The 22,263-nt window shown below is 73.2% G+C and carries 23 protein-coding genes; 10 read left to right on the top strand and 13 right to left on the bottom strand.

Annotation, left to right across the window (positions count from 1 at the left end; genetic code table 11):
* The first annotated feature begins 3 nt into the window (after window positions 1–3).
* A complete protein-coding gene (locus FGF04_RS20805) occupies window positions 4–1,086 on the top strand; it encodes a zinc-binding dehydrogenase (protein ID WP_149512826.1) in 1,083 nt (360 codons plus the stop codon).
* Window positions 1,087–1,129: 43 nt separating this feature from the next.
* Here FGF04_RS20805 and FGF04_RS20800 read toward each other — a convergent pair whose 3' ends face one another.
* The 3 genes from FGF04_RS20800 to FGF04_RS20790 form a co-directional block, all read right to left on the bottom strand.
* On the bottom strand, window positions 1,130–2,119 hold the full coding sequence (locus FGF04_RS20800) for a DMT family transporter (RefSeq protein WP_149513742.1): 990 nt from the start codon (window positions 2,117–2,119) through the stop codon (window positions 1,130–1,132).
* Between the two features lie 152 nt (window positions 2,120–2,271).
* Window positions 2,272–2,988, bottom strand: a complete 717-nt coding sequence (locus FGF04_RS20795) for an ArsR/SmtB family transcription factor (protein WP_149512825.1) — start codon at window positions 2,986–2,988, stop codon at window positions 2,272–2,274.
* 111 nt (window positions 2,989–3,099) lie between these two features.
* Window positions 3,100–3,741 carry a TetR/AcrR family transcriptional regulator gene (locus tag FGF04_RS20790; protein ID WP_149512824.1) on the bottom strand — a complete coding sequence of 214 codons (642 nt, stop codon included), beginning with the start codon at window positions 3,739–3,741 and terminating at the stop codon, window positions 3,100–3,102.
* 65 nt (window positions 3,742–3,806) lie between these two features.
* Between FGF04_RS20790 and FGF04_RS20785 the strand changes: the two genes are divergently transcribed.
* The 3 genes from FGF04_RS20785 (at window position 3,807) to FGF04_RS20775 (ending at window position 6,072) form a co-directional block, all read left to right on the top strand.
* Window positions 3,807–4,958, top strand: a complete 1,152-nt coding sequence (locus FGF04_RS20785; RefSeq protein WP_149512823.1) for an acyl-CoA dehydrogenase family protein — start codon at window positions 3,807–3,809, stop codon at window positions 4,956–4,958.
* Window positions 4,959–5,040: 82 nt separating this feature from the next.
* A complete protein-coding gene (locus FGF04_RS20780; protein ID WP_149512822.1) occupies window positions 5,041–5,328 on the top strand; it encodes a YiaA/YiaB family inner membrane protein in 288 nt (95 codons plus the stop codon).
* Window positions 5,329–5,415: 87 nt separating this feature from the next.
* The gene (locus FGF04_RS20775) at window positions 5,416–6,072 is read left to right on the top strand and encodes a TetR/AcrR family transcriptional regulator (RefSeq protein WP_149512821.1); all 657 of its coding nucleotides are present in this window, start codon (window positions 5,416–5,418) and stop codon (window positions 6,070–6,072) included.
* Here the strand turns inward: FGF04_RS20775 and FGF04_RS20770 are convergent.
* Window positions 6,063–6,524 carry a MaoC family dehydratase gene (locus FGF04_RS20770; RefSeq protein ID WP_149512820.1) on the bottom strand — a complete coding sequence of 154 codons (462 nt, stop codon included), beginning with the start codon at window positions 6,522–6,524 and terminating at the stop codon, window positions 6,063–6,065. The genes FGF04_RS20775 and FGF04_RS20770 overlap by 10 nt on opposite strands.
* 122 nt (window positions 6,525–6,646) lie before the next feature.
* On the opposite strand from FGF04_RS20770, the gene soxR reads away from it, so the two are divergent.
* Complete coding sequence (gene soxR, locus FGF04_RS20765; protein ID WP_149512819.1) at window positions 6,647–7,162, top strand: redox-sensitive transcriptional activator SoxR; 516 nt, start codon at window positions 6,647–6,649, stop codon at window positions 7,160–7,162.
* A gap of 14 nt (window positions 7,163–7,176) precedes the next feature.
* Here soxR and FGF04_RS20760 read toward each other — a convergent pair whose 3' ends face one another.
* On the bottom strand, window positions 7,177–7,917 hold the full coding sequence (locus FGF04_RS20760) for a 3-keto-5-aminohexanoate cleavage protein (protein ID WP_188114161.1): 741 nt from the start codon (window positions 7,915–7,917) through the stop codon (window positions 7,177–7,179).
* 66 nt (window positions 7,918–7,983) lie between these two features.
* Between FGF04_RS20760 and FGF04_RS20755 the strand changes: the two genes are divergently transcribed.
* Window positions 7,984–8,505, top strand: coding sequence for a hypothetical protein (locus FGF04_RS20755; protein WP_149512818.1), 522 nt, complete (start codon window positions 7,984–7,986; stop codon window positions 8,503–8,505).
* A 48-nt stretch (window positions 8,506–8,553) separates the two neighbouring features.
* Here FGF04_RS20755 and FGF04_RS20750 read toward each other — a convergent pair whose 3' ends face one another.
* Complete coding sequence (locus FGF04_RS20750) at window positions 8,554–9,162, bottom strand: hypothetical protein (protein WP_149512817.1); 609 nt, start codon at window positions 9,160–9,162, stop codon at window positions 8,554–8,556.
* Between the two features lie 327 nt (window positions 9,163–9,489).
* Between FGF04_RS20750 and FGF04_RS20745 the strand changes: the two genes are divergently transcribed.
* Entirely contained in the window at window positions 9,490–12,294 is a 2,805-nt protein-coding gene (locus tag FGF04_RS20745; protein ID WP_149512816.1) for a penicillin acylase family protein, read from the top strand.
* A gap of 25 nt (window positions 12,295–12,319) precedes the next feature.
* Here FGF04_RS20745 and FGF04_RS20740 read toward each other — a convergent pair whose 3' ends face one another.
* On the bottom strand, window positions 12,320–13,630 hold the full coding sequence (locus FGF04_RS20740) for a serine-threonine protein kinase (RefSeq protein ID WP_149512815.1): 1,311 nt from the start codon (window positions 13,628–13,630) through the stop codon (window positions 12,320–12,322).
* Window positions 13,631–13,747: 117 nt separating this feature from the next.
* Window positions 13,748–15,028 carry an exo-beta-N-acetylmuramidase NamZ family protein gene (locus FGF04_RS20735; RefSeq protein ID WP_149512814.1) on the bottom strand — a complete coding sequence of 427 codons (1,281 nt, stop codon included), beginning with the start codon at window positions 15,026–15,028 and terminating at the stop codon, window positions 13,748–13,750.
* A 244-nt stretch (window positions 15,029–15,272) separates the two neighbouring features.
* Here FGF04_RS20735 and FGF04_RS20730 point away from each other — a divergent pair, with 244 nt between their 5' ends.
* From FGF04_RS20730 to FGF04_RS20720, 3 genes are all read left to right on the top strand, one after another.
* Window positions 15,273–16,040 (top strand): SDR family oxidoreductase, encoded by a 768-nt coding sequence (locus FGF04_RS20730; RefSeq protein WP_149512813.1) that lies wholly within the window; start codon window positions 15,273–15,275, stop codon window positions 16,038–16,040.
* A complete protein-coding gene (locus tag FGF04_RS20725) occupies window positions 16,037–17,704 on the top strand; it encodes a class I adenylate-forming enzyme family protein (protein ID WP_149512812.1) in 1,668 nt (555 codons plus the stop codon). Before FGF04_RS20730 ends, FGF04_RS20725 begins: the two co-directional genes overlap by 4 nt.
* 71 nt (window positions 17,705–17,775) lie before the next feature.
* Window positions 17,776–18,369, top strand: coding sequence for a TetR/AcrR family transcriptional regulator (locus FGF04_RS20720; RefSeq protein ID WP_149512811.1), 594 nt, complete (start codon window positions 17,776–17,778; stop codon window positions 18,367–18,369).
* 178 nt (window positions 18,370–18,547) lie between these two features.
* Here FGF04_RS20720 and FGF04_RS20715 read toward each other — a convergent pair whose 3' ends face one another.
* From FGF04_RS20715 to FGF04_RS20695, 5 genes are all read right to left on the bottom strand, one after another.
* Window positions 18,548–19,777, bottom strand: coding sequence for an acyl-CoA dehydrogenase family protein (locus FGF04_RS20715; protein ID WP_149512810.1), 1,230 nt, complete (start codon window positions 19,775–19,777; stop codon window positions 18,548–18,550).
* Window positions 19,778–19,783: 6 nt separating this feature from the next.
* Window positions 19,784–20,806: a phosphotransferase family protein gene (locus FGF04_RS20710; protein WP_149512809.1), complete on the bottom strand. Its 1,023-nt coding sequence runs from the start codon at window positions 20,804–20,806 to the stop codon at window positions 19,784–19,786.
* A gap of 183 nt (window positions 20,807–20,989) precedes the next feature.
* Window positions 20,990–21,286 (bottom strand): hypothetical protein, encoded by a 297-nt coding sequence (locus tag FGF04_RS20705; protein ID WP_149512808.1) that lies wholly within the window; start codon window positions 21,284–21,286, stop codon window positions 20,990–20,992.
* A gap of 110 nt (window positions 21,287–21,396) precedes the next feature.
* Entirely contained in the window at window positions 21,397–21,744 is a 348-nt protein-coding gene (locus FGF04_RS20700; protein ID WP_149512807.1) for a DUF202 domain-containing protein, read from the bottom strand.
* The gene (locus FGF04_RS20695; RefSeq protein WP_149512806.1) at window positions 21,732–22,124 is read right to left on the bottom strand and encodes a YidH family protein; all 393 of its coding nucleotides are present in this window, start codon (window positions 22,122–22,124) and stop codon (window positions 21,732–21,734) included. The genes FGF04_RS20700 and FGF04_RS20695 overlap by 13 nt, the downstream gene beginning before the upstream one ends.
* Window positions 22,125–22,263 lie beyond the last annotated feature (139 nt).

Raw genomic sequence — 22,263 nt, 5'->3', positions numbered from 1 at the left:
GTCATGACCCGCGCCGCTGTACTGCCCGCCGTCGGGGCCCCACTGGAGATCACCGAGATCGACCTGCCGGAACCCGGCCCCGGGCAGGTCCGCGTCCGCCTCGCCGCCGCCGGGGTCTGCCACTCCGACCTCTCCCTGACCGACGGCACCATGCGGCTGCCGGTGCCCGCCGTGCTCGGCCACGAGGGGGCGGGCACCGTCCTCTCCGTCGGACCCGGGGTCGGTCATCTCGCCCCCGGCGACGAGGTGGTGCTCAACTGGGCCCCCTCGTGCGGCCGTTGCCATGCCTGCTCGCTGGGCGAGGTGTGGCTGTGCGCCAACGCCCTGGCCGGGGCCGCGAACGTCTACGCCCACCGCTCGTCCGACGGCTCGGACCTCCACCCCGGCCTGAACGTGGCCGCGTTCGCCGAGGAGACCGTCGTGGACGCCGCGTGCGTACTGCCCGCGCCGGCCGGGATCCCGCTGGCGGACGCGGCGCTGCTCGGCTGCGCCGTACTGACCGGTTACGGAGCCGTCCACCACTCGGCGCAGGTGCGGCCCGGCGAGACCGTGGCCGTCTTCGGGGCCGGCGGCGTCGGGCTGGCGGCGATCCAGGCCGCCCGGATCGCCGGTGCCGCCGCGATCGTGGCGGTCGACGTCTCGGCGGAGAAGGAGGCCCTGGCCCGCGAGGCCGGCGCCACCGAGTACGTGATCGCCTCGGAGAACACGGCCCGCGAGATCCGGGGGCTCACCGGCAAGCAGGGCGTGGACGTGGCCGTGGAGTGCGTGGGGCGCGCCGTGACGATCCGTACGGCCTGGGAGTCCACCCGCCGCGGCGGCCGTACGACGGTCGTCGGCATCGGCGGCAAGGACCAGCAGGTCACCTTCAACGCGCTGGAGATCTTCCACTGGGGCCGCACCCTCGCCGGCTGCGTCTACGGGAACTGCGACCCCGCCCGCGATCTGCCGGTCCTCGCCGACCACGTCCGGGCCGGACGGCTGGACCTGGGCGCGCTCGTCACGGAGCGGATCGCCCTGGACGGCATCCCCTCCGCCTTCGAGAACATGCTGGCGGGCAAGGGCGGCCGGGCGCTGGTGACGTTCTGAGACACCCGCGACCTGCTCCGGGGCCGGCGCGTACCGCCGCCGGCTAGGAGAGCTCGGACCGCTCGGACCGCGGCTTCGGACCTGACGCCGGAGCCGCGCCGACCCCCGTGGCGGGAGCGGTCCCCGAGGCCGTCGGGGCCGCTTCCGCCCGGGGACCGGACCGGGACACCGCCACCCCCGCGAGGCACACCAGGCCGCCGGTGAGGGTGATCCAGCCCGGCACCTCGTCGAGCGCGATCCAGGACATCAGGACCACCAGGGCGGGCACCGCGTACGTCGTGGCGCCCATCCGCCCGGCCGTCGTACGGGCCAGCGCGAACGCCCAGGTGGTGAAGGCGAGCGCGGTCGGGAAGACGCCCAGGTACAGCATGTTCAGGGTCGCGGACAGCGGGGCGTCCCGGGCGTCGGAGACGAGTTGCCCGGCGAACGGCAGACAGGCCACCGCCCCGATCACGCAGCCGTACGTCGTCACCTGGAGCGCGGAGCCGTGCCGCAGGGCGGGCTTCTGGGCGACCACGCCGCCCGCGTACGCCACCGCCGCGAGCAGGCACAGCAGCACGCCCAGGACGGAGGCGCCGCCCTCGCCCGACATGGACAGGCCGACGACCGCCGCGCCCACGAAGGAGACGGCCATCCCGGCGAGCAGCCGTGAGGGCAGCCCTTCCTTGAGGAGCCAGCCGGCGAGCAGGGCCATGATCAGTGGCCCGATGTTCACGACGAGGGCGGCGGTGCCCGCGTCGACCTTCTGCTCGCCCCAGTTGAGCACCACCATGTACAGGCCGAACCAGAGCAGTCCGGAGACCACGATTCCCGGCCACGCGCCCCGGGCGGGCAGGCCCTCGCGGCGGACCAGGCAGATCAGGCCGAGGACCAGCGCGCCCGACAGGAGGCGGCCCAGGGCGAGCGCGCCGGGGGCGTAGGCCTCGCCCGCACTGCGGATGGAGACGAAGGCGGAGGCCCACAGCAACACGGTCACGCTGGCCGCTGTGGCTGCTAGGAGGGTTGACCTGCGGTCGGCGGGGAGAGGCTTCATCACGGTCCAGAGGGTAGGTGGGGTGGCCGGAAAGTGCTTGCGGGTTTCGGACGGGTGCTTTGGCTGCGGGCCGGTGGGGGCTGAGCGCGCAGTTCCCCGCGCCCCTGAAGGACGGGGCTGCGCCCCGGTCCTTCGCGCCGTGCGGCAGCCGGTCAGCGCAAGGTTTCCGGTTGGATGCCCAGGTGTTCTGCCAGGGCCCGTTCGCCCGTTTTCGTGACCTTGACCGCGCGGTCCGAGCCGATGCGTACGCACCAGCCCTTGTCCAGGGCGTGGCGGCACAGGGCGGCGCCCGCTGTACCGGCCAGGTGGGGGCGGCGTTCCGTCCAGTCCAGGCATGCGCGGGCGAGGGGACGGCGGCCGGTGCGTACGAGCGGGATCCCGGCGTCCTCGAACCAGCGCACCCCCGCGTCGGTGAGCGCGAACCCGGTGTCCTGGCGGAGCAGCCCGAGCCCGGTGAGGGCGTCGGTGACGGCGATGCCGAGGCGGCCCGCGAGGTGGTCGTAACAGGTGCGGCCCCGGGCCAGCGCGCTGCCGGCGCCCGCCTCCCGCAGGGTGCATGGCCGGGCGGCGGCCGACGGCGCGACCTGGGCGGCGAGGTCCTCGACGAGCTGGGCGACCCGGGCGTCGGCCAGCCGTACGTACCGGTGCCGCCCCTGCCGCTCCTCGGTGAGCAGCCCGCCCGCGACCAGCCGGTCCAGGTGCTTGCTGGCCGTGGACGCGGCGACCCCCGCGTGCCGTGCCAGTTCGCCTGCGGTCCAGGCCCGCCCGTCGAGCAGCGCCAGCAGGAACCCGGCCCGGGTCGTGTCGGCGACCAGGGCGGCAAGCCCCGCGAGCCCCACGGCCCCGGCCCGCCTGTATGAAGAGACCATGCCCCCAGCATGCGCGCCCCATAAGGGGCGCGGGGCTGTATCGATATGCGGCTCCGCCGCGGGGCGCGACAAGCCCCCACCGGCCCGCAGCCACGCAACGAGCCGAGGCACCTACCCCCGAAGGGACAGCGACTCGAACTGCTGGGCGAACCCGTCCAGCAGAGCCCGCAACCCCGTCTCGAAGGCCCGCTCGTCGATCTTCTCCTGCTGCTCGGCCAGCAGGTGTGCCTGCCCGAGGTGCGGATAGTCCGCGGGATCGTACGCCGCCTCGTCGTCCACGAACCCGCCGGCGAACGACGACAGCGCGGACCCCATCACGAAGTACCGCATCACCGCCCCGATGGACGTCGCCTGCGCCGCGGGCCACCCCGCGGCCACCATCGCCCCGAAGACCGCGTCCGCGAGCCGCAGCCCGGCGGGCCGCCGCCCGGGCCCCCGTGCCAGCACGGGGACGATGTTGGGGTGGTCGCGCAGGGCGGCCCGGTACGACACGGCCCAGTCGTGCAGCGCGGTCCGCCAGTCCCGCCCGTCCTCGAACATCGACAGGTCGACCTGCGCGCTCACGGAGTCGGCGACCGCCTCCAGGATCTGGTCCTTGGTGCGGAAGTGGTTGTAGAGGGACGGCCCGCTCACCCCCAGCTCCGCCGCCAGCCGCCGCGTCGACACCGCGGCGAGCCCTTCGGCGTCCACGAGGGTCCGTGCCGTCCCGATGATGCGGTCGGTGCTGAGGAGGGGCTTGCGCGGTCGGGCCATGGCGCACATAGTAGGGCTGCGCACCACAAACTAGCAGTGCTAATTAAAAGCAGGGGTTGATCGCGGTGGACCTGGGACTCAGTGCGGAGCAGACCGCTGTCCGGCAGCTGGCCAGGGACTTCGTCGCCCGGGAGATCACCCCGAACGTGATCGCCTGGGACCGTGCGGAGGACGTGGACCGCTCGATCGTCAAGAAGCTCGGCGAGGTCGGCTTCCTCGGCCTCACCGTCGACGAGGAGTACGGCGGCTCCGGCGGCGACCACCTCGCGTACTGCCTGGTGACGGAGGAGCTGGGCCGCGGCGACTCCTCGGTGCGCGGCATCGTCTCGGTCTCGCTCGGCCTGGTCGCCAAGACCGTCGCGTCCTGGGGGAGCGAGGAGCAGAAGCGGCGGTGGCTGCCCGGCCTCACCTCCGGCGACCTGCTCGGCTGCTTCGGCCTCACCGAACCGGGCACCGGCTCCGACGCGGGCAACCTCTCGACGCGGGCGGTCCGCGACGGCGACGCGTACGTCGTCAACGGCACCAAGATGTTCATCACCAACGGCACCTGGGCGGACGTCGTCCTGCTCTTCGCCCGCTCGACCGACGCCCCCGGCCACCGGGGCGTCTCCGCCTTCCTGGTGCCGACGGACAGCCCGGGCCTGACCCGCCGCACCGTCCACGGCAAGCTCGGCCTGCGCGGCCAGGCCACCGCCGAACTGGTCCTGGAGGACGTCCGCGTCCCCGCCTCGGCGATGCTCGGCCCCGAGGGCAAGGGCTTCTCCGTCGCCATGTCCGCGCTGGCCAAGGGCCGGATGTCGGTGGCGGCGGGCTGCGTGGGCATCGCCCAGGCGGCCCTGGACGCGGCCGTGGCGTACGCGACCGAGCGCGAGCAGTTCGGCAAGGTCATCGCCCGCCACCAGCTCGTGCAGGAGCTGATCAGCGACATCGCCGTGGACGTGGACGCGGCGCGGCTGCTCACCTGGCGCGTGGCGGACCTCGTCGACCGCGGCGAGCCGTTCGCCACCGAGTCCTCGAAGGCCAAGCTCTTCGCCTCTGAGGCCGCGGTGCGCGCCGCGAACAACGCGCTCCAGGTCTTCGGCGGCTACGGCTACATCGACGAGTACCCGGTCGGGAAGCTGCTGCGCGACGCCCGCGTGATGACGCTCTACGAGGGCACCAGCCAGATCCAGAAGCTGGTCATCGGCCGTGCGCTGACCGGGGTCTCGGCGTTCTGAGCCGTCCGGGGCCATGGGCTGAGTACGCGAACTGAGTACGCGCGCGGATGTGGTCCCGGCCGCCCGCGCCGACCCTGGTCGCATGAGTGAGACACAGGTCAAGCAGCAGTCCACCGCGGCCTTCTACGGCCAGGCGGTCATCTCGTTCGGGGTCGCCGTCGTCGCGACCGCCATCGGCATCTTCAAGCTGGAGGCCGACACCTGGGTGCGCGCTTTCCTCGGGATCGCCGTGCTGTATCTCGTCACCTCCGCGTTCACGCTCGCCAAGGTGATCCGGGACCGGCAGGAGGCGGGGCAGATCGTCAGCCGCGTCGACCAGGCCCGCCTGGAGAAGCTCCTCGCCGAGCACGACCCCTTCGAGAAACTGTGAGGTCCCGGCCCTGAGCGGGCATGCTAAGCGCTCGCTCAGTATCGGGGGTATGGTGTTCGTCCTGTCACTGGAAGGGGCGAACGAGCGATGAGTACGGCGCAGGAGACGGCCGGCGGCGAACTGCAGCCGTGGGCCGAGGTCACCCCGGACGCGGCCCGGCGGCTGCTGGTCGCCGCGGTGGAGGCCTTCGCCGAGCGCGGGTACCACGCCACGACGACCCGGGACATCGCGGGCCGGGCGGGGATGAGTCCGGCGGCCCTCTACATCCACTACAAGACCAAGGAGGAGCTGCTCCACCGGATCAGCAGGATCGGTCACGAGAAGGCCCTGGACATCCTGCGGACCGCGGGCGGCCGAGCGGGCAGCCCGGCCGAGCGGCTCGCCGACGCCGTCAGCTCCTTCGTCCGCTGGCACGCGGGCGGCCGGACCACCGCCCGGGTCGTGCAGTACGAGCTGGACTCGCTCGGCGCCGACGCCCGCGCGGAGATCATCGCGCTGCGCCGCCAGGTCGACGCCGAGGTGCGCGCCATCATCGAGGACGGCGTCGCGGCGGGCGACTTCGACGTCCCCGACGTGCCGGGCACCACGCTCGCCGTCCTGTCCCTGTGTATCGACGTGGCCCGCTGGTTCAACGTGGACGGCCCCCGCACGCCGGAGATGGTCGGGGACCTGTACGCGGACCTGGTGCTGCGGATGGTCGGCGCGGACCGTCGGAAGCGGTCCGGCGCGGACGGTCAGAAGTAGTAGCGCGACACCGACTCGGCCACGCACGCGGGCTTCTCCCCGCCCTCACGCTCCACGGTGAAGCCGACGGAGACCTGCACGCCCCCCGCCACCTCGACGACGTCCGTGATCCTCGCGGTGGCCCGCAGTCGCGACCCCACCGGGACCGGCGAGGGGAAACGCACCTTGTTCGTCCCGTAGTTGACGCCCATCTTCACGCCCTCGACCGTGAGCAGCTGGGGTCCGAACAGCGGCAGCAGCGACAGTGTCAGGTAGCCGTGGGCGATGGTCGTCCCGAAGGGGCCGGCCGCGGCCCTGGGGGCGTCCACGTGGATCCACTGGTGGTCGCCCGTCGCGTCGGCGAACAGGTCGATCCGCTTCTGGTCGATCTCCACCCAGTCGCTGTACCCCAGCTGCTCGCCCACCGCCGCCTTCAGTTCCTCGGCGGACGTGAAGATCCTCGGCTCTGCCATGTTCCCGGCCTCTCGTGTCGCTGTGTCCCGGAGCGTTACACCTAAGCAACTGCTTAGCATGGTCGTCGGGCGGTTGCCTGTCAACGGACCGGACGGGTGACGGGCTGGGTAGGGTTCGAGGGGTGCCCCAGATTCCCGAGACCATCCACGAACTCACGGTGGGCCAGCTGTCCGCCCGCAGCGGTGCCGCCGTCTCGGCGCTGCACTTCTACGAGTCCAAGGGCCTGATCAGCAGCCGCCGCACCGCGGGCAACCAGCGCCGCTACCAGCGGGACGCCCTGCGCCGGGTCGCCTTCGTCCGGGCCGCGCAGCGCGTCGGCATCCCGCTGGCCACGATCCGTGACGCGCTCGCCGAACTCCCCGAGGAGCGCACCCCCACGCGCGAGGACTGGGCCCGCCTCTCGGAGGCCTGGCGCTCCGAACTCGACGAACGGATCAAGCAGTTGGGCCGGCTGCGCGACCACCTCACGGACTGCATCGGCTGCGGCTGCCTCTCCCTGGAGAACTGCGTGCTGTCCAACCCCGACGACGCCTTCGGCGAACGCCGCAGCGGCTCCCGCCTCATGGTGGAGCCCGGCACCCGGCGCGGCTCCCGGTCCTCCGCGGACCGCCCCGAAAAGCCCGAGACCTGCCCCTGACGGGTCCGGCGGCGTCACGGCCGGTGCCCGGCGGGGTCCGGTTCCGTCCCGTACAGCGCCAGCGCCTCCGTCACCAACTGGGCGTTGGAGGACGCCCGTCGGCCGTCCGGCAGGAACAGGGTGTCCTCCAGGCCGATGCGGGTCGCCAGGCCCAGGCGTGCGGCGAGGCGCAGCACCGGCCAGGCGCCGCCGTCCTCCCCGTGCAGCAGGACCGGGCGGCCGTGCGCGGGGCCCAGCCCGGCCAGGAGCCGTCGGGCCGTGTTCCCGGCGGTGGCCGGATCCGGGTCCGTCMCCTCCGCCAGGACGCGCAGCACCCGGGGCCCGAGCGGCGACGCCGCGAACCGCGCGGCCCCGTCCGTGCCGGACCAGATGCCCGCCTCCACGGCCACGCCCCGTTCCAGGAGCGCGGCGGCGACCTCCTCCGCCCCCGGCTCGTGCCAGTTGACCGAGGCGTGGTCCGGCAGGACGCTCCAGGCACGGACGCGCGCGACGCGGGCCGCGGGGTCCGGCTCGGCCCAGGCCCCGGTGGTGACCCCGACGGGGACGCCCACACGTGACCGGATCTCGTCCAGCACCGCCGCAACCGCCCTCGGCGACAGGGTGTCTTCTCCACAGGGGGACTTGGGATGCACATGGATGTCCGACGCCCCGGCCGCGACGGCCTCCGCCGCGGAGTCGGCCATGGCTCGCGGCGACAACGGCACGACCGCGCCGTCGCCGGACCCGCGCCCCCCGTTCACACAGACCTGCACCATGCCCCCGATGGTGCCAGGCGGCACCGGCAACCGGAGACCGACCGCAGTGGGAAAGGGGAACGGGCGATGAGCCTGGCGATCTGTTCGCTCAAATGGGAGGCGGCCCACACGGGGGCCCAGCGGATCAGGTACGACAGCGACGGCTACCACCTGGTGCGCTTCCCGTACGTCACGGGCGAGGAGCAGTACGACCGCTGGAACATGCACGACCCGGCGCGGGGCGGCAAGGGCGCGTCGGTGTTCCCCGACCCCCGCTCGGGCCTGATCTGGCCCAGCCACGACGGCTGGGGCGTCCTGTCCGCGCTGGTCTTCTGGGAGGCCGACGGCGCGGGCCTGGAGTACCGGGCGCGCTTCGTGCGCGACCCGCTCGACCTCACCCCGGCGGGCTACAACTCGACGGCCACCACGGACTGCGGACCCACCCGCGGGGGCCAGTACCGCTCCTACATGTGGCAGATGTTCGTCCACCCGGACACCCCGGTCGGCCTGAAGGTGTCCGTGCGCGGCGCGGGCGACGCGAAGCTCTCCACGCCCCTGATGTGCGCCGAGTTCAAGCTCGCCATCCACACCGACGTCAAGGTCCCCTGAACATGCTCCCGGGGGTGCGGCTACCCGCCGACGCACCCCCGGCTCCGGCTACCCCGCGACCGCCAGCAGCAGGCGCCCCCGGCGGCAGTCCGCCAGGGCTTCGGGGGTGAGGACCGGCCGCGGGACCACGATGCCGCAGGCCGTGCAGACCGGGCCCGAGGACGGCTCGTGGGCCAGGTCGTACTTCCAGACGAGGCGCTCTCCCGTGCAGACCGGGCAGACGGCGCCCGGCTCGCGCTCCAGGGCGTCGATCAGCCGGCGCAGCACCTCGGCCAGCGGCCCGTGGGGGTGGACCCGGGGGTCGTCGCACCAGGCGACCCCGAAACCGCCCCAGGTGAGCCGGTGCCAGTCGTCCACGCTGCCGGGGCTGCGCAGACCGTCGTGCTTCTCCTTCTTGCGGCGCCGGGCGAACCCGTCCTCATAGGCGAGCCAGACGGAGCGGGCCTCCTCCAGTTCGTCCAGTGCGGCCACGAGCCGCGCCGGATCGGGGGACCGGTCCTCGGGGCCGAACCCGGCCCGGGAGCACAGGTGGTCCCAGGTCGCCCGGTGTCCGTAAGGAGCGAAGCGTTCGAGGCACTTGCGCAGTGAGTAACGCCGCAGTGCCAGATCGTTCCTCGGATCGCGCACCTGTCTCGCCAGACTCCGGAATCCCGCCATCGCCCTGCACCTCCGTCACATCTGCACCTGTACTTCGGTCACTTCGGCGTCGTTCTAGGGACGTCGCCGAATAGACGTATCGACACGCGATTCGGCTCCATCTGTTTTTCGGCCCGCGCCGCAAAACCGCCAACCGGACGGACGTCGGCCACCGCCGCGCCGGTCGTCGGCCGTCCGCCAGGTCGTTCCCGGCCGTCGGCCGGTGGCGGTCGGCGGCTCCGGCGGGGCTCGTCCGGCCCCGCCGGCGCCGAAGTGACGCATGTTCATCTTCTAACCCGGGGATACCGGCGGTAACGTCCGGCACACCCCCGTCGTGAGGAGTCAGCCATGCCCCGGCACACCCCACGCACCATCCTCGACAGACTGAGAACTCCCCGCAGATTCCCCAAGTTCCTCATGGGCGCTTCCGTATGCGTTCTCGTGGCCGGCCTTCTGTCACCGGTTTCCCAGGCCGCCGCAGCCGACACCACCGCGGTGGCCGCCGATGCCGCCGCGGCGGCCGCGAACGACTACTGCGGCGGCCGGTGCTCGGACATCCTCCCGGCGGGCCAGAACGGCAACGCGACCCTCGCCCAGATCCTCCTCAACCAGGCCTTCGGCACCCAGCCCGCCCACGCCGACGACCAGCTGGCCCCGTACGCGAACCTCGCGTCCGGCCACCCCGCCCTCACCGACGCCAAGATCAACGACTTCTTCCGGGACGCCTCGTTCGGGGTCCCCGCCGACCAGGTCGAGTCCACCCTGAAGCCCGCCGGACGCACCGACGTGACGATCGTCCGCGACAAGAAGACCGGTGTGCCGCACATCACGGGCACCACCCGTTACGGAACCGAGTTCGGCGCCGGATACGCGGCCGCCCAGGACCGGCTCTGGCTGATGGATGTCTTCCGCCACGTCGGACGCGGCAAGCTGACCCCCTTCGCGGGCGGCGCCCCCGCCAACCAGGGCCTGGAGCAGGAGTTCTGGCGCCACGCCCCCTACACCGAGGCCGACCTGCAGGCCCAGATCGACAGCGCCGTCGCGAACAACGGCGCCCGCGGCCGGCAGGCCCTCGCCGACGTGCGGGCCTACCTCGCGGGCATCAACGCCTACATCGACGCCTCCGACAGCGGCCGCTACTTCCCCGGCGAGTACGTCCTGACCGGCCACAAGGACTCGATCACCAACGCCGGGACCATCGAGCACTTCAAGGAGACCGACCTGGTCGCGCTCGCCTCCGTCATCGGCGCGCTCTTCGGCTCCGGGGGCGGCGGCGAGGTGAACAACGCGATCTCCCTCCTCGCCGCCCAGTCCCGGTACGGGGTCCAGGAGGGCACCGAGGTCTGGGAGTCCTTCCGCGAACGCAACGACCCCGAGGCCGTCCTCACCGTCCACGACGGCCAGAGCTTCCCGTACGCCACGAAGCCGGCCGTCGCCCGCGGCGCGGCGATGCCCGCCGCCGGCACGGTCACCCAGGAACCCCTGGTGTACGACCGCACCGGCAGCGCCGCCACGGCCACCGGCACCTCCGCCTCCGCGACCGCGAGCGCCCTCGGCTCGGCCCGGCGCGGCATGTCCAACGCCCTCGTGGTGAGCGGCGACCACACCGCGAGCGGCCACCCGGTGGCCGTCTTCGGACCGCAGACCGGCTACTTCGCGCCACAGCTGCTGATGCTGCAGGAGATCCAGGGCCCCGGCCTCAGCGCCCGCGGCGCCTCCTTCGCGGGCCTGAGCATGTACGTCGAACTGGGCCGCGGCCAGGACTACGCGTGGAGCGCCACCACGTCCGGCCAGGACATCATCGACACGTACGCGGTCGAGCTGTGCCAGGACGACACCCACTACCTGTACCGCGGCACCTGCACGGCCATGGAGAAGGTCGAGCAGACCAACGCCTGGAAGCCCACCACCGCCGACAGCACCCCCGCGGGCTCCTACCGCATGCAGGTGTGGCGCACGAAGTACGGACCGGTCACGCACCGGGCCACCGTCGACGGCAAGAAGGTCGCGTACACCACCCTGCGCTCCTCCTACCTGCACGAGGCCGACTCGATCATCGGCTTCCAGATGCTCAACGACCCGGACCACGTGAAGAGCCCGCAGACCTTCCAGGAGGCCGTGCAGCACATCAACTACACCTTCAACTGGTTCTACGCCGACGCGCAGCACACCGCCTACTACAACAGCGGCGACAACCCGGTACGGGCCGCCGGGGTCGACGCCGAGTTCCCGGTCCGGGCCGAGGCGGCGTACGAGTGGCGCAACTGGACGCCGGCCACGAACACCGCCGACTACACCCCGCCCTCCGCCCACCCCCACTCCGTCGACCAGGACTACTACATCTCCTGGAACAACAAGCAGGCGAAGGACTACACGGCCGCGCCCTGGGGCAACGGCTCCGTGCACCGCGGCAACCTCCTGGAGGACCGGGTGAGGGCGCTGGTGACCGCGGGCGGGGTGACCAGGGCGTCGCTCACCCGGGCGATGGCCGACGCGGCGCTGGCGGACCTGCGCGCCGAGGACGTCCTGCCCAAGCTGCTCCAGGTCGTCAGGAGCTCCCCGGTCACCGACACGACGGCCGCGGCGGCCGTGACGAAGCTGTCCGACTGGGTGGCGGCGGGCGCCGAGCGCAAGGAGACCTCGGCCGGTTCGAAGGCGTACGCGAACGCGGAGGCGATCCGCATCCTGGACGCCTGGTGGCCGCTGCTGGTGAAGGCCGAGTTCGAACCGGGCCTGGGCAGCGAGCTCTACACCGCCATGACCGGCAACCTCCCGGTGGACGAGGCCCCTTCGGCGGGACACGGGCCCACCGGATCGCACGCCGGCAGCTCCTTCCAGTACGGCTGGTGGAGCTACGTCCACAAGGACCTGCGGACGGTGCTCGGCGAGACGGTCCAGGGGCCGCTCGCGAAGTCCTACTGCGGCGGCGGCAGCCTCGGCGCCTGCCGGGACGTCCTGATCACCACGCTCAAGCAGGCGGCGGGCCGGACCGCCGCCCAGGTCTACCCGGGCGACGACCTCTGCTCCGCGGGCGACCAGTGGTGCGCCGACTCGGTCAACCAGCGGACGCTGGGCGGCATCAAGCACGGGAAGATCAGCTGGCAGAACAGGCCCACCTACCAGCAGGTCGTGGAGTTCACCTCGCACCGGTGACCCGGGTGCGTCCAGGAGCGGTGGGTCAGCGGATGCGGCCCGCCGCCAGGACCACCCGGGCCAGCTCCCGGTGGAAGATGTCGCCGTGGGCGCCCGCCGGCGGGCCGCCGCGGCGCACCACCGCGGACGCGTCGACGTTCACGCACCCCGACGCGGGCAGCGCCGTCCCCAGGGCGTCGGCGAGCGTGAGCGTCCTGGTCCCCGGCACCGCCTGCACCCCGTCGTGCCCCAGCGCGCCCCACCGCGGCCCGAGGAGCCGCGGCAGTCCGGGGCCGCCGGCCTCCCGGTCGTCGCCCGCCGTCCGGGAGGCCAACGGGTAGCCGGTGCCGAGCGCCGTGTCGAAGCGGGAGAAGCAGCAGACCAGCGGGCCGTCGACACGGTCCTGCCGGCCGTGCAGGACACCGCCGTCGCGCACGTCGTGCGGCAGGCGCGCCGCGAACGCGTAGTGCGAGAAGGCCGCCTGGAGCAGCGTCACGGACTTCACGGTCCGCACCCCCCTGGGCAGCCCGCGCAGCGCGAACGACACCAGGCGCCCGCCGGAGCCGTGCCCCACCAGGTGCACGCGCACCCCGGGCGCCGCCTGCGCCAGGCGTCCCAGCAGCCGCCCGAGCCCGCGCTCGCCGACCGCGCCCGCCCGCCGCTTCATCGCGAAGTACGTGGCCTGGCGCAGCAGTTCGCGGGCGCCGTCCCACACCCGCGGGACGCCCGGCGGGCCCGGCGCGTCCTGCGCGAGGGCCTGCGCGAACTCCCGGCACGTGCGCGCCGTGTTCCCCAGGAACATCCGCGGCTCGCCGCGCGCCCCCGCCTCCAGCAGGGTGTCCGAGGCGAACGCCGCACCCGGAGCCTCCGGCGGCAGCTCGACGAGCAGCCGCACCAGCCGCCCGTACTCCTCCAGCGCGGCCTCGCCCTCCGGCTGCTGGTCGAGCATCCTGGCGAGCTGGTCGATCAGCGTGGCCCGGCCCGGCAGGACCGCCGACAGGGCGGCGCGGGTGGCCTTGTCCAGCGCGGGCCCCGAGGACGCGTCCGCCATCCCGGCCGCACCGCGCCCGCGGCCGGGGACCGCCTCGTCGGCGAACCGCATCGACGGCCACCGCACGCCCGCGTACCCGAGCCGGGCGTTGGGCGCCAGCCCGGGGAACGGCGCGAAGAAGCGGTCGCAGAGCCCGGTCGCCGTCTCCCGGTCGTCGTTCCAGTCGTGCGCGAGGACGACCAGGTCCTTGACGCCCCGCTCCACGACCTCCCGGAGCAGCCGGTCGCGCAGGCCGCCGTCCGCGTCCCCGTCCGCGTCGAACGCCAGCTCCCAGCAGGGCGTCACGCCCAGCGCGGCATCCGCCATGACGGGCCCCCTTCGGCCGGAAGATCCGGAACGGGTGGCCCAGGATAGGTGATCCGCTGCGCAAGGGGCGCCGACGACCGGGCGGCGGCCCCTCGAAAAGGGCTTCCAGGAGCGCTCTCAGCGGTAGAGGAGGTACTCCTTGCGCACGCGCCGGAACGCGGCCAGTTCGTCCCGCCAGCCCGCCACGACCTCGTCGGCCGTCGCGCCCGCGTCGATCATCGTGCGCACCCGCGTGGAGCCCGTCAGCTTGTCGATCCAGTTGTCCGGGCGCCAGGCGAAGCCGCTCCACACCTGCTTGGCGGTCACCAGCAGCCCGATCCCGGTGCGTACGGGGTCGAACGCGGCCCGGTCGTGGACGTGCAGCTGCACCCCGCCGACCGTTCTCCCCTGGAACTTCGAGAACGTGGGCGCGAAGTACGCCTCCCTGAAGTGCACTCCCGGCAGGCCGAGTTCCCCGGCCGCGGCGGCCCACCGGCGGTCGACGCCCTCGGCGCCGAGCAGCTCGAACGGGCGGGTCGTGCCCCGCCCCTCCGACAGGTTCGTGCCCTCGAAGAGACAGGTGCCGGAGTACACGAGGGCGGTGTCGGGCGTCGGCATGTTCGGGCTCGGCGGCACCCAGGGCAGCCCCGAGGCGTCGTAGAAGTCCGAGCGCCGCCAGCCCGACATCGGCACGGTCTCCAGGGGCACCGGTTCCGCGAGGAACTCCCCGTTGAACAGCCGCGCCAGCTCCGCCACCGTCATCCCGTGCGCCTGCGCGATCGGCTCCCGGCCCACGAAGGTCGCGAACTCCTTGTGCAGCACCGGCCCGTACGCGCCGCGCCCCGTCACTGGGTTCGGCCGGTCGAGCACCACGAAGCCCTTGCCCGCGAGCCGGGCCGCCTCCATGCAGTCGTACAGCGTCCAGATGTACGTGTAGAAGCGGGCGCCCGCGTCCTGGATGTCGAAGACGACCGTGTCCACGCCGGACGCCGCGAAGACGTCGGCCAGCGGCTGCCCGCTCTTGAGGTACGTGTCGTAGACCGGCAGGCCGGTCGCCGGGTCGTCGTGACGGCCCTCGGAGCCGCCGGCCTGAGCGGTGCCGCGGAAGCCGTGCTCCGGGCCGAAGACGGCGACCAGGTCGACGCGGTCGTCGGCGTGCATCACGTCGACGATGTGCCGGGCGTCCCGGGTGATGCCCGTGGGGTTGGTGACGACGCCGACGCGCTCTCCCTCCAGGAGGGCGTAGCCGCTCGCGGCGAGCCGCTCGAACCCGGTCCGCAGGCGGCGGGCCGCCGGTGCGGCCCCGGCCCCGGCACCGGCCCCGGCGCCGAGGTCGGCGGCCGCGGCGGGCGGGCCCGCCGAGACCGCCGCCGCGGTGGTCGTCGCGGCCAGGAGACTCCGTCTGGACAGGTGGCGCATGGGTGACCTCCGTGATCGCGGCGGGCGGCGCTGGCATGTGCACGGTATGGCTTCCGCCGGATGTTCGTAAGGAGCGGGCCGGCTGTGGTCGGCCATTTGTAAGCCGCGGACCCGTTGTGGCTGGTCGCGCAGTTCCCCGCGCCCCTTACGGGGCGCGTCTGCGCCGGGCCTTCCCTCTGTACATACCGACTGGTTAGTCTGTCGTGGAGTGGAGCCGTGTTGCTCGTCGTGTCGAAGGAGACCGATGGTGGAAGCCATGCAGGATGCCGCAGTGGTCGTCACCGGAGCCGGTGGGGGGATCGGGGCCGCGCTGGCGCGCCGGTTCGCCGCCGCCGGCGCCCGGGTCGTGGTCAACGACCTGGACGGGGCGAAGGCCGCAGCCGTCGCCGACGAGATCGGCGGGATCGCGGTCCCGGGCGACGCCTCCGCGATCGTGGCCGAGGCCCGGGACGCCCTCGGCGGCACCGTCGACGTGTACTGCGCCAACGCCGGCGTGGGCTCCGGCGGCACGGAGGCCGCTCCCGAGCAGGTCTGGGAGCTCGCCTGGGACGTCAACGTGATGGCGCACGTCCGCGCGGCCAACCAGCTGATCCCCACCTGGCTGGAGCGCGGCAGCGGCCGCTTCGTCTCCACCGTCTCGGCGGCCGGGCTGCTCACCATGGTCGGTGCTGCCCCGTACAGCGTCACCAAGCACGGCGCGTACGCCTTCGCCGAGTGGCTCTCCCTCACGTACCGCCACCGCGGGGTGAAGGTCCACGCGATCTGTCCGCAGGGCGTGCGCACCGACATGCTCGCGAGCACCGGCAGCGCCGGCGACCTGGTCCTCAAGCCGACCGCCATCGAGCCCGACGATGTCGCCGACGCGCTGTTCGCGGGGATCGAGGAGGACCGCTTCCTGATCCTGCCGCACCCGGAGGTCGCCGCGTACTACCAGGCGCGGGCCGCCACCCCCGACCGCTGGCTGACGAGCATGAACCACATCCAGCAGAAGTGGGAGGCGGACGGCCGGTGACCACCTCCCCGTACGCGGCCAAGCCCTGGGTCGCGCTCCTGAACGAGGCCCAGCGCGCCCCGGTCGCCCCCGACGACTCGCCCGTGCACGCCCTGCGCCGGGCCGTCGCCGAGACCCCCGACCGCACCTTCCTCGCCTACTTCGACGGGACGATCGGCTACCGCGAGGCCGACGAGCTGAGCGACTCCGTCGCCGGGTACCTCGCCGGGCGCGGCCTGGAACGCGGCGACCGGGTCGCCGTCCTGCTGCAGAACAGCCCGCTCTTCGTGCTCGCCGTCCTCGGCGCCTGGAAGGCGGGCGCGACCGTCCTGCCCGTCAATCCCATGTACAAGTCCGGCGAGGTCGCGCACGTCCTCGAGGACGCCGGGGTCACCGCGCTGATCTGCTCCGACCGGGCCTGGGAGACGTACCTGCGCGACACGGCCGCCGACTCGCCCGTGCGCATCGTGCTGACCGGCTGCGAACGGGACTTCCAGACGCGGGACGACGCGCGCGTGCTGGCCTTCGAGCGGCTGCCGCAGGCACCGGACGCCGACGACCTGGCGACCGTCGCCAAGGCGGGCCACGAGGCCCCCGGCGACCGTGACCCCGCCCCGGCGGACATCGCCCTGATCAGCTACACCTCGGGCACCAGCGGCACCCCCAAGGGGGCCACCAACACGCACGGCAACATCATGTACAACGCCGAGCGGCAGCGCACGGGCCTCGCCCTGCCCGAGGCGCCGGTGTACTTCGCGCTGGCGCCGCTGTTCCACATCACCGGCATGGTCTGCCAGTTCGCCGCCTGCCTGAACAGCGGCGGCACCCTGGTCCTCGCGTACCGCTTCGAGGCGGGGGCCGTCCTCGACGCGTTCGCCGAGCACCGGCCGCAGTACACGGTCGGCCCGTCCACCGCCTTCATGGCGCTGGCCGCGCACCCCTCCGCGACACCGGACCACTTCTCCTCCTTCGCCGTCATCTCCTCCGGCGGCGCGCCGCTGCCGCCCGCGCTCGTGGAGAAGTTCCGGGCGGGCTTCGGGCCGTACATCCGCAACGGCTACGGGCTCACCGAGTGCACCGCGCCCTGCGCCTCGGTGCCGCCCCACCTGGAGGCGCCCGTCGACCCGGTCTCCGGGACGCTCGCCGTGGGCCTGCCCGGCCCCGACACGGTCGTGCGCATCGTCGACGACGAGGGCCGCGAGGTACCGCTGGGGGAGCAGGGCGAGATCCTCGTCCGGGGCCCGCAGGTCGTGCCCGGCTACTGGCGGCGCCCCGAGGCCACCGCGGAGACCTTCCCGGACGGCGAACTGCGCACCGGCGACATCGGGTTCGTGGACGCGGACGGCTGGCTCTACGTGGTCGACCGCAAGAAGGACATGATCAACGCGTCCGGCTTCAAGGTGTGGCCGCGCGAGGTGGAGGACGTCCTGTACACCCATCCGGCGGTGCGCGAGGCGGCCGTCGTCGGGGTGCCCGACGGCTACCGCGGCGAGACCGTGAAGGCGTACATCAGCCTGCGGCCGGGCGCCGAGGAGGACCCGGCCGCGCTCGCCGCGTACTGCAAGGAGAGACTGGCCGCCTACAAGTACCCGCGCCAGGTCGAGATCCTGCCCGACTTGCCGAAGACGGCCAGTGGGAAGATCCTCCGTCGGGAGCTGCGTTCCCGTCCGGACGGAAGCCTGTAGGCAACCCGCAGGACACCGTTCGGCATCTGGCACGAGTGACACACGAAGAACACGGAAGGCAGGTGGCGGCAGTGCCCAGGACGACGGACGGGGACGGCACGCCGGTCCCGCGGCGGCTGCTGGCCGCCGCCACCCGGCTCTTCGCTGAGCGCGGCTACGACCGCACCTCGGTGCAGGAGATCGTCGAGGCGGCCGGCGTCACCAAAGGCGCGCTTTACCACTACTTCGGGTCCAAGGACGACCTGCTCCACGAGGTGTACGCGCGCGTGCTGCGGGTGCAGCAGGAGCGGCTCGACGCCTTCGCGGACGCCGAGGCGCCGGTGGAGGAGCGGCTGCGGGGGGCCGCCGCCGACGTCGTCGTCACGACGATCGACAACCTCGACGACGCGTCGATCTTCTTCCGCTCGATGCACCACCTGAGCCCCGAGAAGAACAAGCAGGTACGGGCGGAGCGGCGGCGCTACCACGAGCGGTTCCGGGCCCTGATCGAGGAGGGGCAGGAGGCGGGGGTCTTCTCCAAGGAGACCCCGGCGGACCTCGTCGTCGACTACCACTTCGGCTCGGTGCACCACCTGTCGACGTGGTACCGCCCGGACGGCCCCCTGACCCAGCAGGAGGTAGCCGACCACTTGGCGGACCTCCTGTTGAGGGCCCTCCGGCCGTAGCTTTTTCGTCCGCGGGCCCGGTGGGGGCCGGTCGCGCAGTTCCCCGCGCCCCTAGGTACCCAGGGGCGCGGGGAACCGCGCGACGGGGACGCTTTTCAGGGGCGCGGGGAACTGCGCGACGGGGGTCCGGGGGCGGAGCCCCCGAGTCGGTGACCTGAGCCGCCCACCCGGGCGCGGCTCAGAGATACCGCTTCAGCTCCGCCCGCGCCAGCGACCGCTGATGCACCTCGTCCGGCCCGTCGGCCAGCTTCAGCGTGCGGGCCGCGGCCCACAGCTCGGCCAGCGGGAAGTCCTGGCTCACGCCCCCCGCCCCGTGCAGCTGGACCGCCTTGTCGATGATGTCGACCACCGTTCGGGGCGTGGCGATCTTGATCGCCTGGATCTCGGTGTGCGCCCCCTTGTTGCCGACGGTGTCCATCATCCAGGCGGTCTTCAGCACCAGCAGGCGCAGCTGCTCGACCGCCACCCGCGCGTCCGCGATCCAGTTGTGGACGACGCCCTGCTGGGCCAGCGGCCTGCCGAAGGCCTCACGGGAGACGGCCCGCCGGCACATCAGCTCGATCGCGCGCTCGGCCATGCCGATCAGCCGCATGCAGTGGTGGATGCGGCCGGGACCCAGCCGCGCCTGCGCGATGGCGAAACCGCCGCCCTCCTCGCCGACGAGGTTCGCCACCGGCACCCGCGCCCCGTGGAAGACGACCTCCGCGTGGCCCCCGTGGGAGTGGTCCTCGTAGCCGTACACCTGCATCGCGCGCCTGACCTCGACGCCCGGGGTGTCGCGCGGCACCAGCACCATGGACTGCTGGCGGCGGATGTCGGGCCCGTCCGGGTCGGTCTTGCCCATCACGATGAAGATCTTGCAGTCGGGGTTCATCGCCCCGGAGATGTACCACTTGCGCCCGGTGACGACGTACTCGTCCACGCCGTCCGCGCCGGACGTGCGCTCGATGCGCGTGGTGATGTTGGTGGCGTCCGAGGAGGCCACCTCCGGCTCGGTCATCGCGAACGCCGACCGGATCTCCCCGGCGAGCAACGGCTCCAGCCACTGCTTGCGCTGCTGCTCGTCGCCGAACTGGCTGAGCACCTCCATGTTGCCGGTGTCGGGCGCCGCGCAGTTCAGCGCGGTGGGCGCCAGGTGCGGGGAGCGGCCGGTGATCTCGGCGAGCGGCGCGTACTGGAGGTTCGTCAGCCCCGCCCCGTACTCGGAGTCCGGCAGGAAGAGGTTCCACAGCCCCTGGCGGCGGGCCTCGGCCTTCAGCTCCCCGACCACGGCCGGGGTGTCCCACGGCGAGTCCAGCCGGCGGCGCTGCTCCTCGGCGACGGCCTCCGCCGGATAGACGTACTCGTCCATGAAGGCGAGGAGCCTGGCGCGCAGCTCCTCGGTGCGCGCGTCGAATGCGAAGTCCATGGTCCGTCAGCCTTCCTGGAGCGTGGTCAGGCCGTGCTCGATGAACACGGGGACCAGGTCGCCGATGCGGTCGAAGCCCGCGCCGACGGTCTGGCCGAGCGTGTAGCGGTAGTGGATGCCCTCCAGGATCACGGCGAGCTTGAACCACGCGAACGCCGTGTACCAGGCGACGGCGGACACGTCGCGCCCCGAGCGCGCGGCGTACCGTTCGATCAGCTCGGCGGGCGCGGGGTGCCCGGCGGCCGTCGCGGTGGTGGAGACGGGGGAGTCCGGCAGCCCCAGCGGCATGCTGTACATGACCAGCAGCCCCAGGTCGGTGAGCGGGTCGCCCAGCGTGGACATCTCCCAGTCCAGGACGGCCGTGATGCGGTCGTCCTCGCCGATCAGCACGTTGTCGAGGCGGTAGTCGCCGTGCACGACCGTGGGTGCGGGGGAGCGCGGCAGCTCACGGCCCAGGGCGGCGTGCAGCTCGTCGATCCCGGCCAGCTCGCGGTTGCGGGAGGCGTCCAGCTGCTTGCCCCAGCGGCGCAGCTGCCGGTCGAGGAAGCCCTCGGGCCGGCCGAAGTCGGCGAGGCCCACCCCGGCGGGGTCCACGGCGTGCAGCTCGACCAGGGTGTCCACGAGACCGAGGACCGCGCCGCGGGTGCGCTCGGGACCGAGCGGGGCGAGCTGCTCGGCGGTCCGGTAGGGCGTGCCCTCGGCGAAGTCCATGACGTAGAAGGGCGCCCCCAGCACCTCCGGGTCCTCGCACAGCAGGCGGGTGCGCGGCACGGGCACGGCGGTCGGGTGCAGCGCGCTGATCACCCGGTGCTCGCGCTTCATGTCGTGCGCCGTGGCGAGTACGTGGCCCAGCGGCGGGCGGCGTACGACCCAGGTGGCGGAGCCGTCGGTCACCGTGTACGTGAGGTTCGACCGTCCGCCCTCGATCAGCCGGCCGGTGAGCGGGCCGTGGACCAGCCCGGGCAGCTCGCTGTCGAGCAGTCCGCGCAGCCGGTCGAGATCGAGACCCGGCGGGTGGTCTGGACTCATCGTGTTGCCTCCGTAGGCGGGAATCATGACTCCCCACATGATGCCGACCGGTCGGTATGCCGTCCAGTGGGTGGACGAAAAGTGACCGGCGTCTCGACCACGCGGAACCCATGCGGAACCCCCGGGCCGTCGTGACGCCCCGGGGGTTTTTGTACGCGCCGTCCGCGGCCTACGGAGTGGCCCTCAGTGGTCGTCCCAGTGGCCCTCGTGGCGGGCGTGCCGGTGGCCGTCGTGAACGTAGTCGACGTGGTCGCCGTGCCGCACGGCTGGGTGCCCGCAGTCGTCGCCGTGCTCGTGGCCGTGCCCCTCGTGCGGGGCGTGCCCGGCCGGTTCGCACTCGACCCAGTGCTCCGCGTGACCGCGGTGCAGATGCCCGTCGTGCACGTAGTCGACGTGGTCGCCGTGCGGCACCTCGGCGTGCCCGCAGCCCGGGCCGTGGGTGTGCGCGTGCGCGGTGTGTTCCTGGTGGAGCGTGGTCATGCCGTCCGCCTTCGGGAGTGCTGAGTGCGACGCCGGTCAGGCTAACCACCCGAAGACACATATAAGGGGACGAAGCGGCGCGCGCCGCGACGGGAACCGCCGGACGCGCCCTAGAGGACCAACGCCGCCGCGCAGAGCGCCAGCGCGATCGCGCAGAACGCGGCGGTGGCCGCGTGCCGGGGGGKGAGCGCCGCCGGGGGCGTGTCCTCGGACAGGGCGCGGATCCGCCGGTGGGCCACCGCCAGGAAGCAGAGCCACACCCCGCAGCACAGCGCGCACGCCGTGAGCGCCGTCGCGTCCGGGCCGTCGTGCAGGGCCGACTTGCCCGCGAGCACGGCGACCACGGTCGCCGTCAGGGTTGTGCGCCGCCAGGCCAGCCGGGTGCGTTCCGGCTGCAGACCGGGGTCGCGGTCCCGGCGCGGGAGGGCGGGCGCCGCCGGCCCCGTCACGGCCCCCATCCCGCCACCACGACCACGACCATCGCGACGGCCACCAGGGCGACCCCGATGCTCAGCAGCGCCGGGAAGCGGGACACCGGCAGGTCCTCGCCCCTGCGCATCGCGCGCTCGCAGCGCACCCAGTGGTTCACCGCCCGCAGCGCGCACAGCACCCCGGCGGCCAGTAGCCCGAGCGCGAGCCCGGCCCGCCACTCCCACCGCAGGTCGGGCAGGAACTGGTCCACGGCGAAGCCGCCGCCGATCAGGGCGAGCGAGGTCCGCAGCCACGCCAGGAACGTCCGCTCATTGGCCAGCGAGAACCGGTAGTCGGGGGTGCCCCCTTCGTCCCGGATCCCCCCGGGCACGAACCACAACCGGACGTTCCGCGCAATTTCGCTCACACGAGCGACCTTACCGCCGCCCCCTCAAGGGGCCGCAGGCCCCTCCGAGGGACGCGGGGAACGGCGCAGTCTTTTAGGGGCGCGGGGAACTGCGCGACCAGCCCCCACCGGCCCGCACGCACGAACGACCCTCACCCCC

Origin of the sequence: Streptomyces apricus, from assembly GCF_008369065.1 — a bacterium.
Taxonomy (GTDB): Bacteria; Actinomycetota; Actinomycetes; order Streptomycetales; family Streptomycetaceae; genus Streptomyces; species Streptomyces apricus.
This window is presented reverse-complemented; position numbering and strand designations above follow the sequence as displayed.

Coding starts and splice junctions, on each gene's coding strand:
- FGF04_RS20805 (WP_149512826.1), top strand. CDS start 4: ATGACCCGCGCCGCTGTACTGCCCGCCGTCGGGGCCCCACTGGAGATC.
- FGF04_RS20800 (WP_149513742.1), bottom strand. CDS start 2,119: ATGAAGCCTCTCCCCGCCGACCGCAGGTCAACCCTCCTAGCAGCCACA.
- FGF04_RS20795 (WP_149512825.1), bottom strand. CDS start 2,988: ATGGTCTCTTCATACAGGCGGGCCGGGGCCGTGGGGCTCGCGGGGCTT.
- FGF04_RS20790 (WP_149512824.1), bottom strand. CDS start 3,741: ATGGCCCGACCGCGCAAGCCCCTCCTCAGCACCGACCGCATCATCGGG.
- FGF04_RS20780 (WP_149512822.1), top strand. CDS start 5,041: ATGAGTGAGACACAGGTCAAGCAGCAGTCCACCGCGGCCTTCTACGGC.
- FGF04_RS20775 (WP_149512821.1), top strand. CDS start 5,416: ATGAGTACGGCGCAGGAGACGGCCGGCGGCGAACTGCAGCCGTGGGCC.
- FGF04_RS20770 (WP_149512820.1), bottom strand. CDS start 6,524: ATGGCAGAGCCGAGGATCTTCACGTCCGCCGAGGAACTGAAGGCGGCG.
- FGF04_RS20755 (WP_149512818.1), top strand. CDS start 7,984: ATGAGCCTGGCGATCTGTTCGCTCAAATGGGAGGCGGCCCACACGGGG.
- FGF04_RS20750 (WP_149512817.1), bottom strand. CDS start 9,162: ATGGCGGGATTCCGGAGTCTGGCGAGACAGGTGCGCGATCCGAGGAAC.
- FGF04_RS20745 (WP_149512816.1), top strand. CDS start 9,490: ATGCCCCGGCACACCCCACGCACCATCCTCGACAGACTGAGAACTCCC.
- FGF04_RS20740 (WP_149512815.1), bottom strand. CDS start 13,630: ATGGCGGATGCCGCGCTGGGCGTGACGCCCTGCTGGGAGCTGGCGTTC.
- FGF04_RS20735 (WP_149512814.1), bottom strand. CDS start 15,028: ATGCGCCACCTGTCCAGACGGAGTCTCCTGGCCGCGACGACCACCGCG.
- FGF04_RS20730 (WP_149512813.1), top strand. CDS start 15,273: ATGGTGGAAGCCATGCAGGATGCCGCAGTGGTCGTCACCGGAGCCGGT.
- FGF04_RS20715 (WP_149512810.1), bottom strand. CDS start 19,777: ATGGACTTCGCATTCGACGCGCGCACCGAGGAGCTGCGCGCCAGGCTC.
- FGF04_RS20710 (WP_149512809.1), bottom strand. CDS start 20,806: ATGAGTCCAGACCACCCGCCGGGTCTCGATCTCGACCGGCTGCGCGGA.
- FGF04_RS20705 (WP_149512808.1), bottom strand. CDS start 21,286: ATGACCACGCTCCACCAGGAACACACCGCGCACGCGCACACCCACGGC.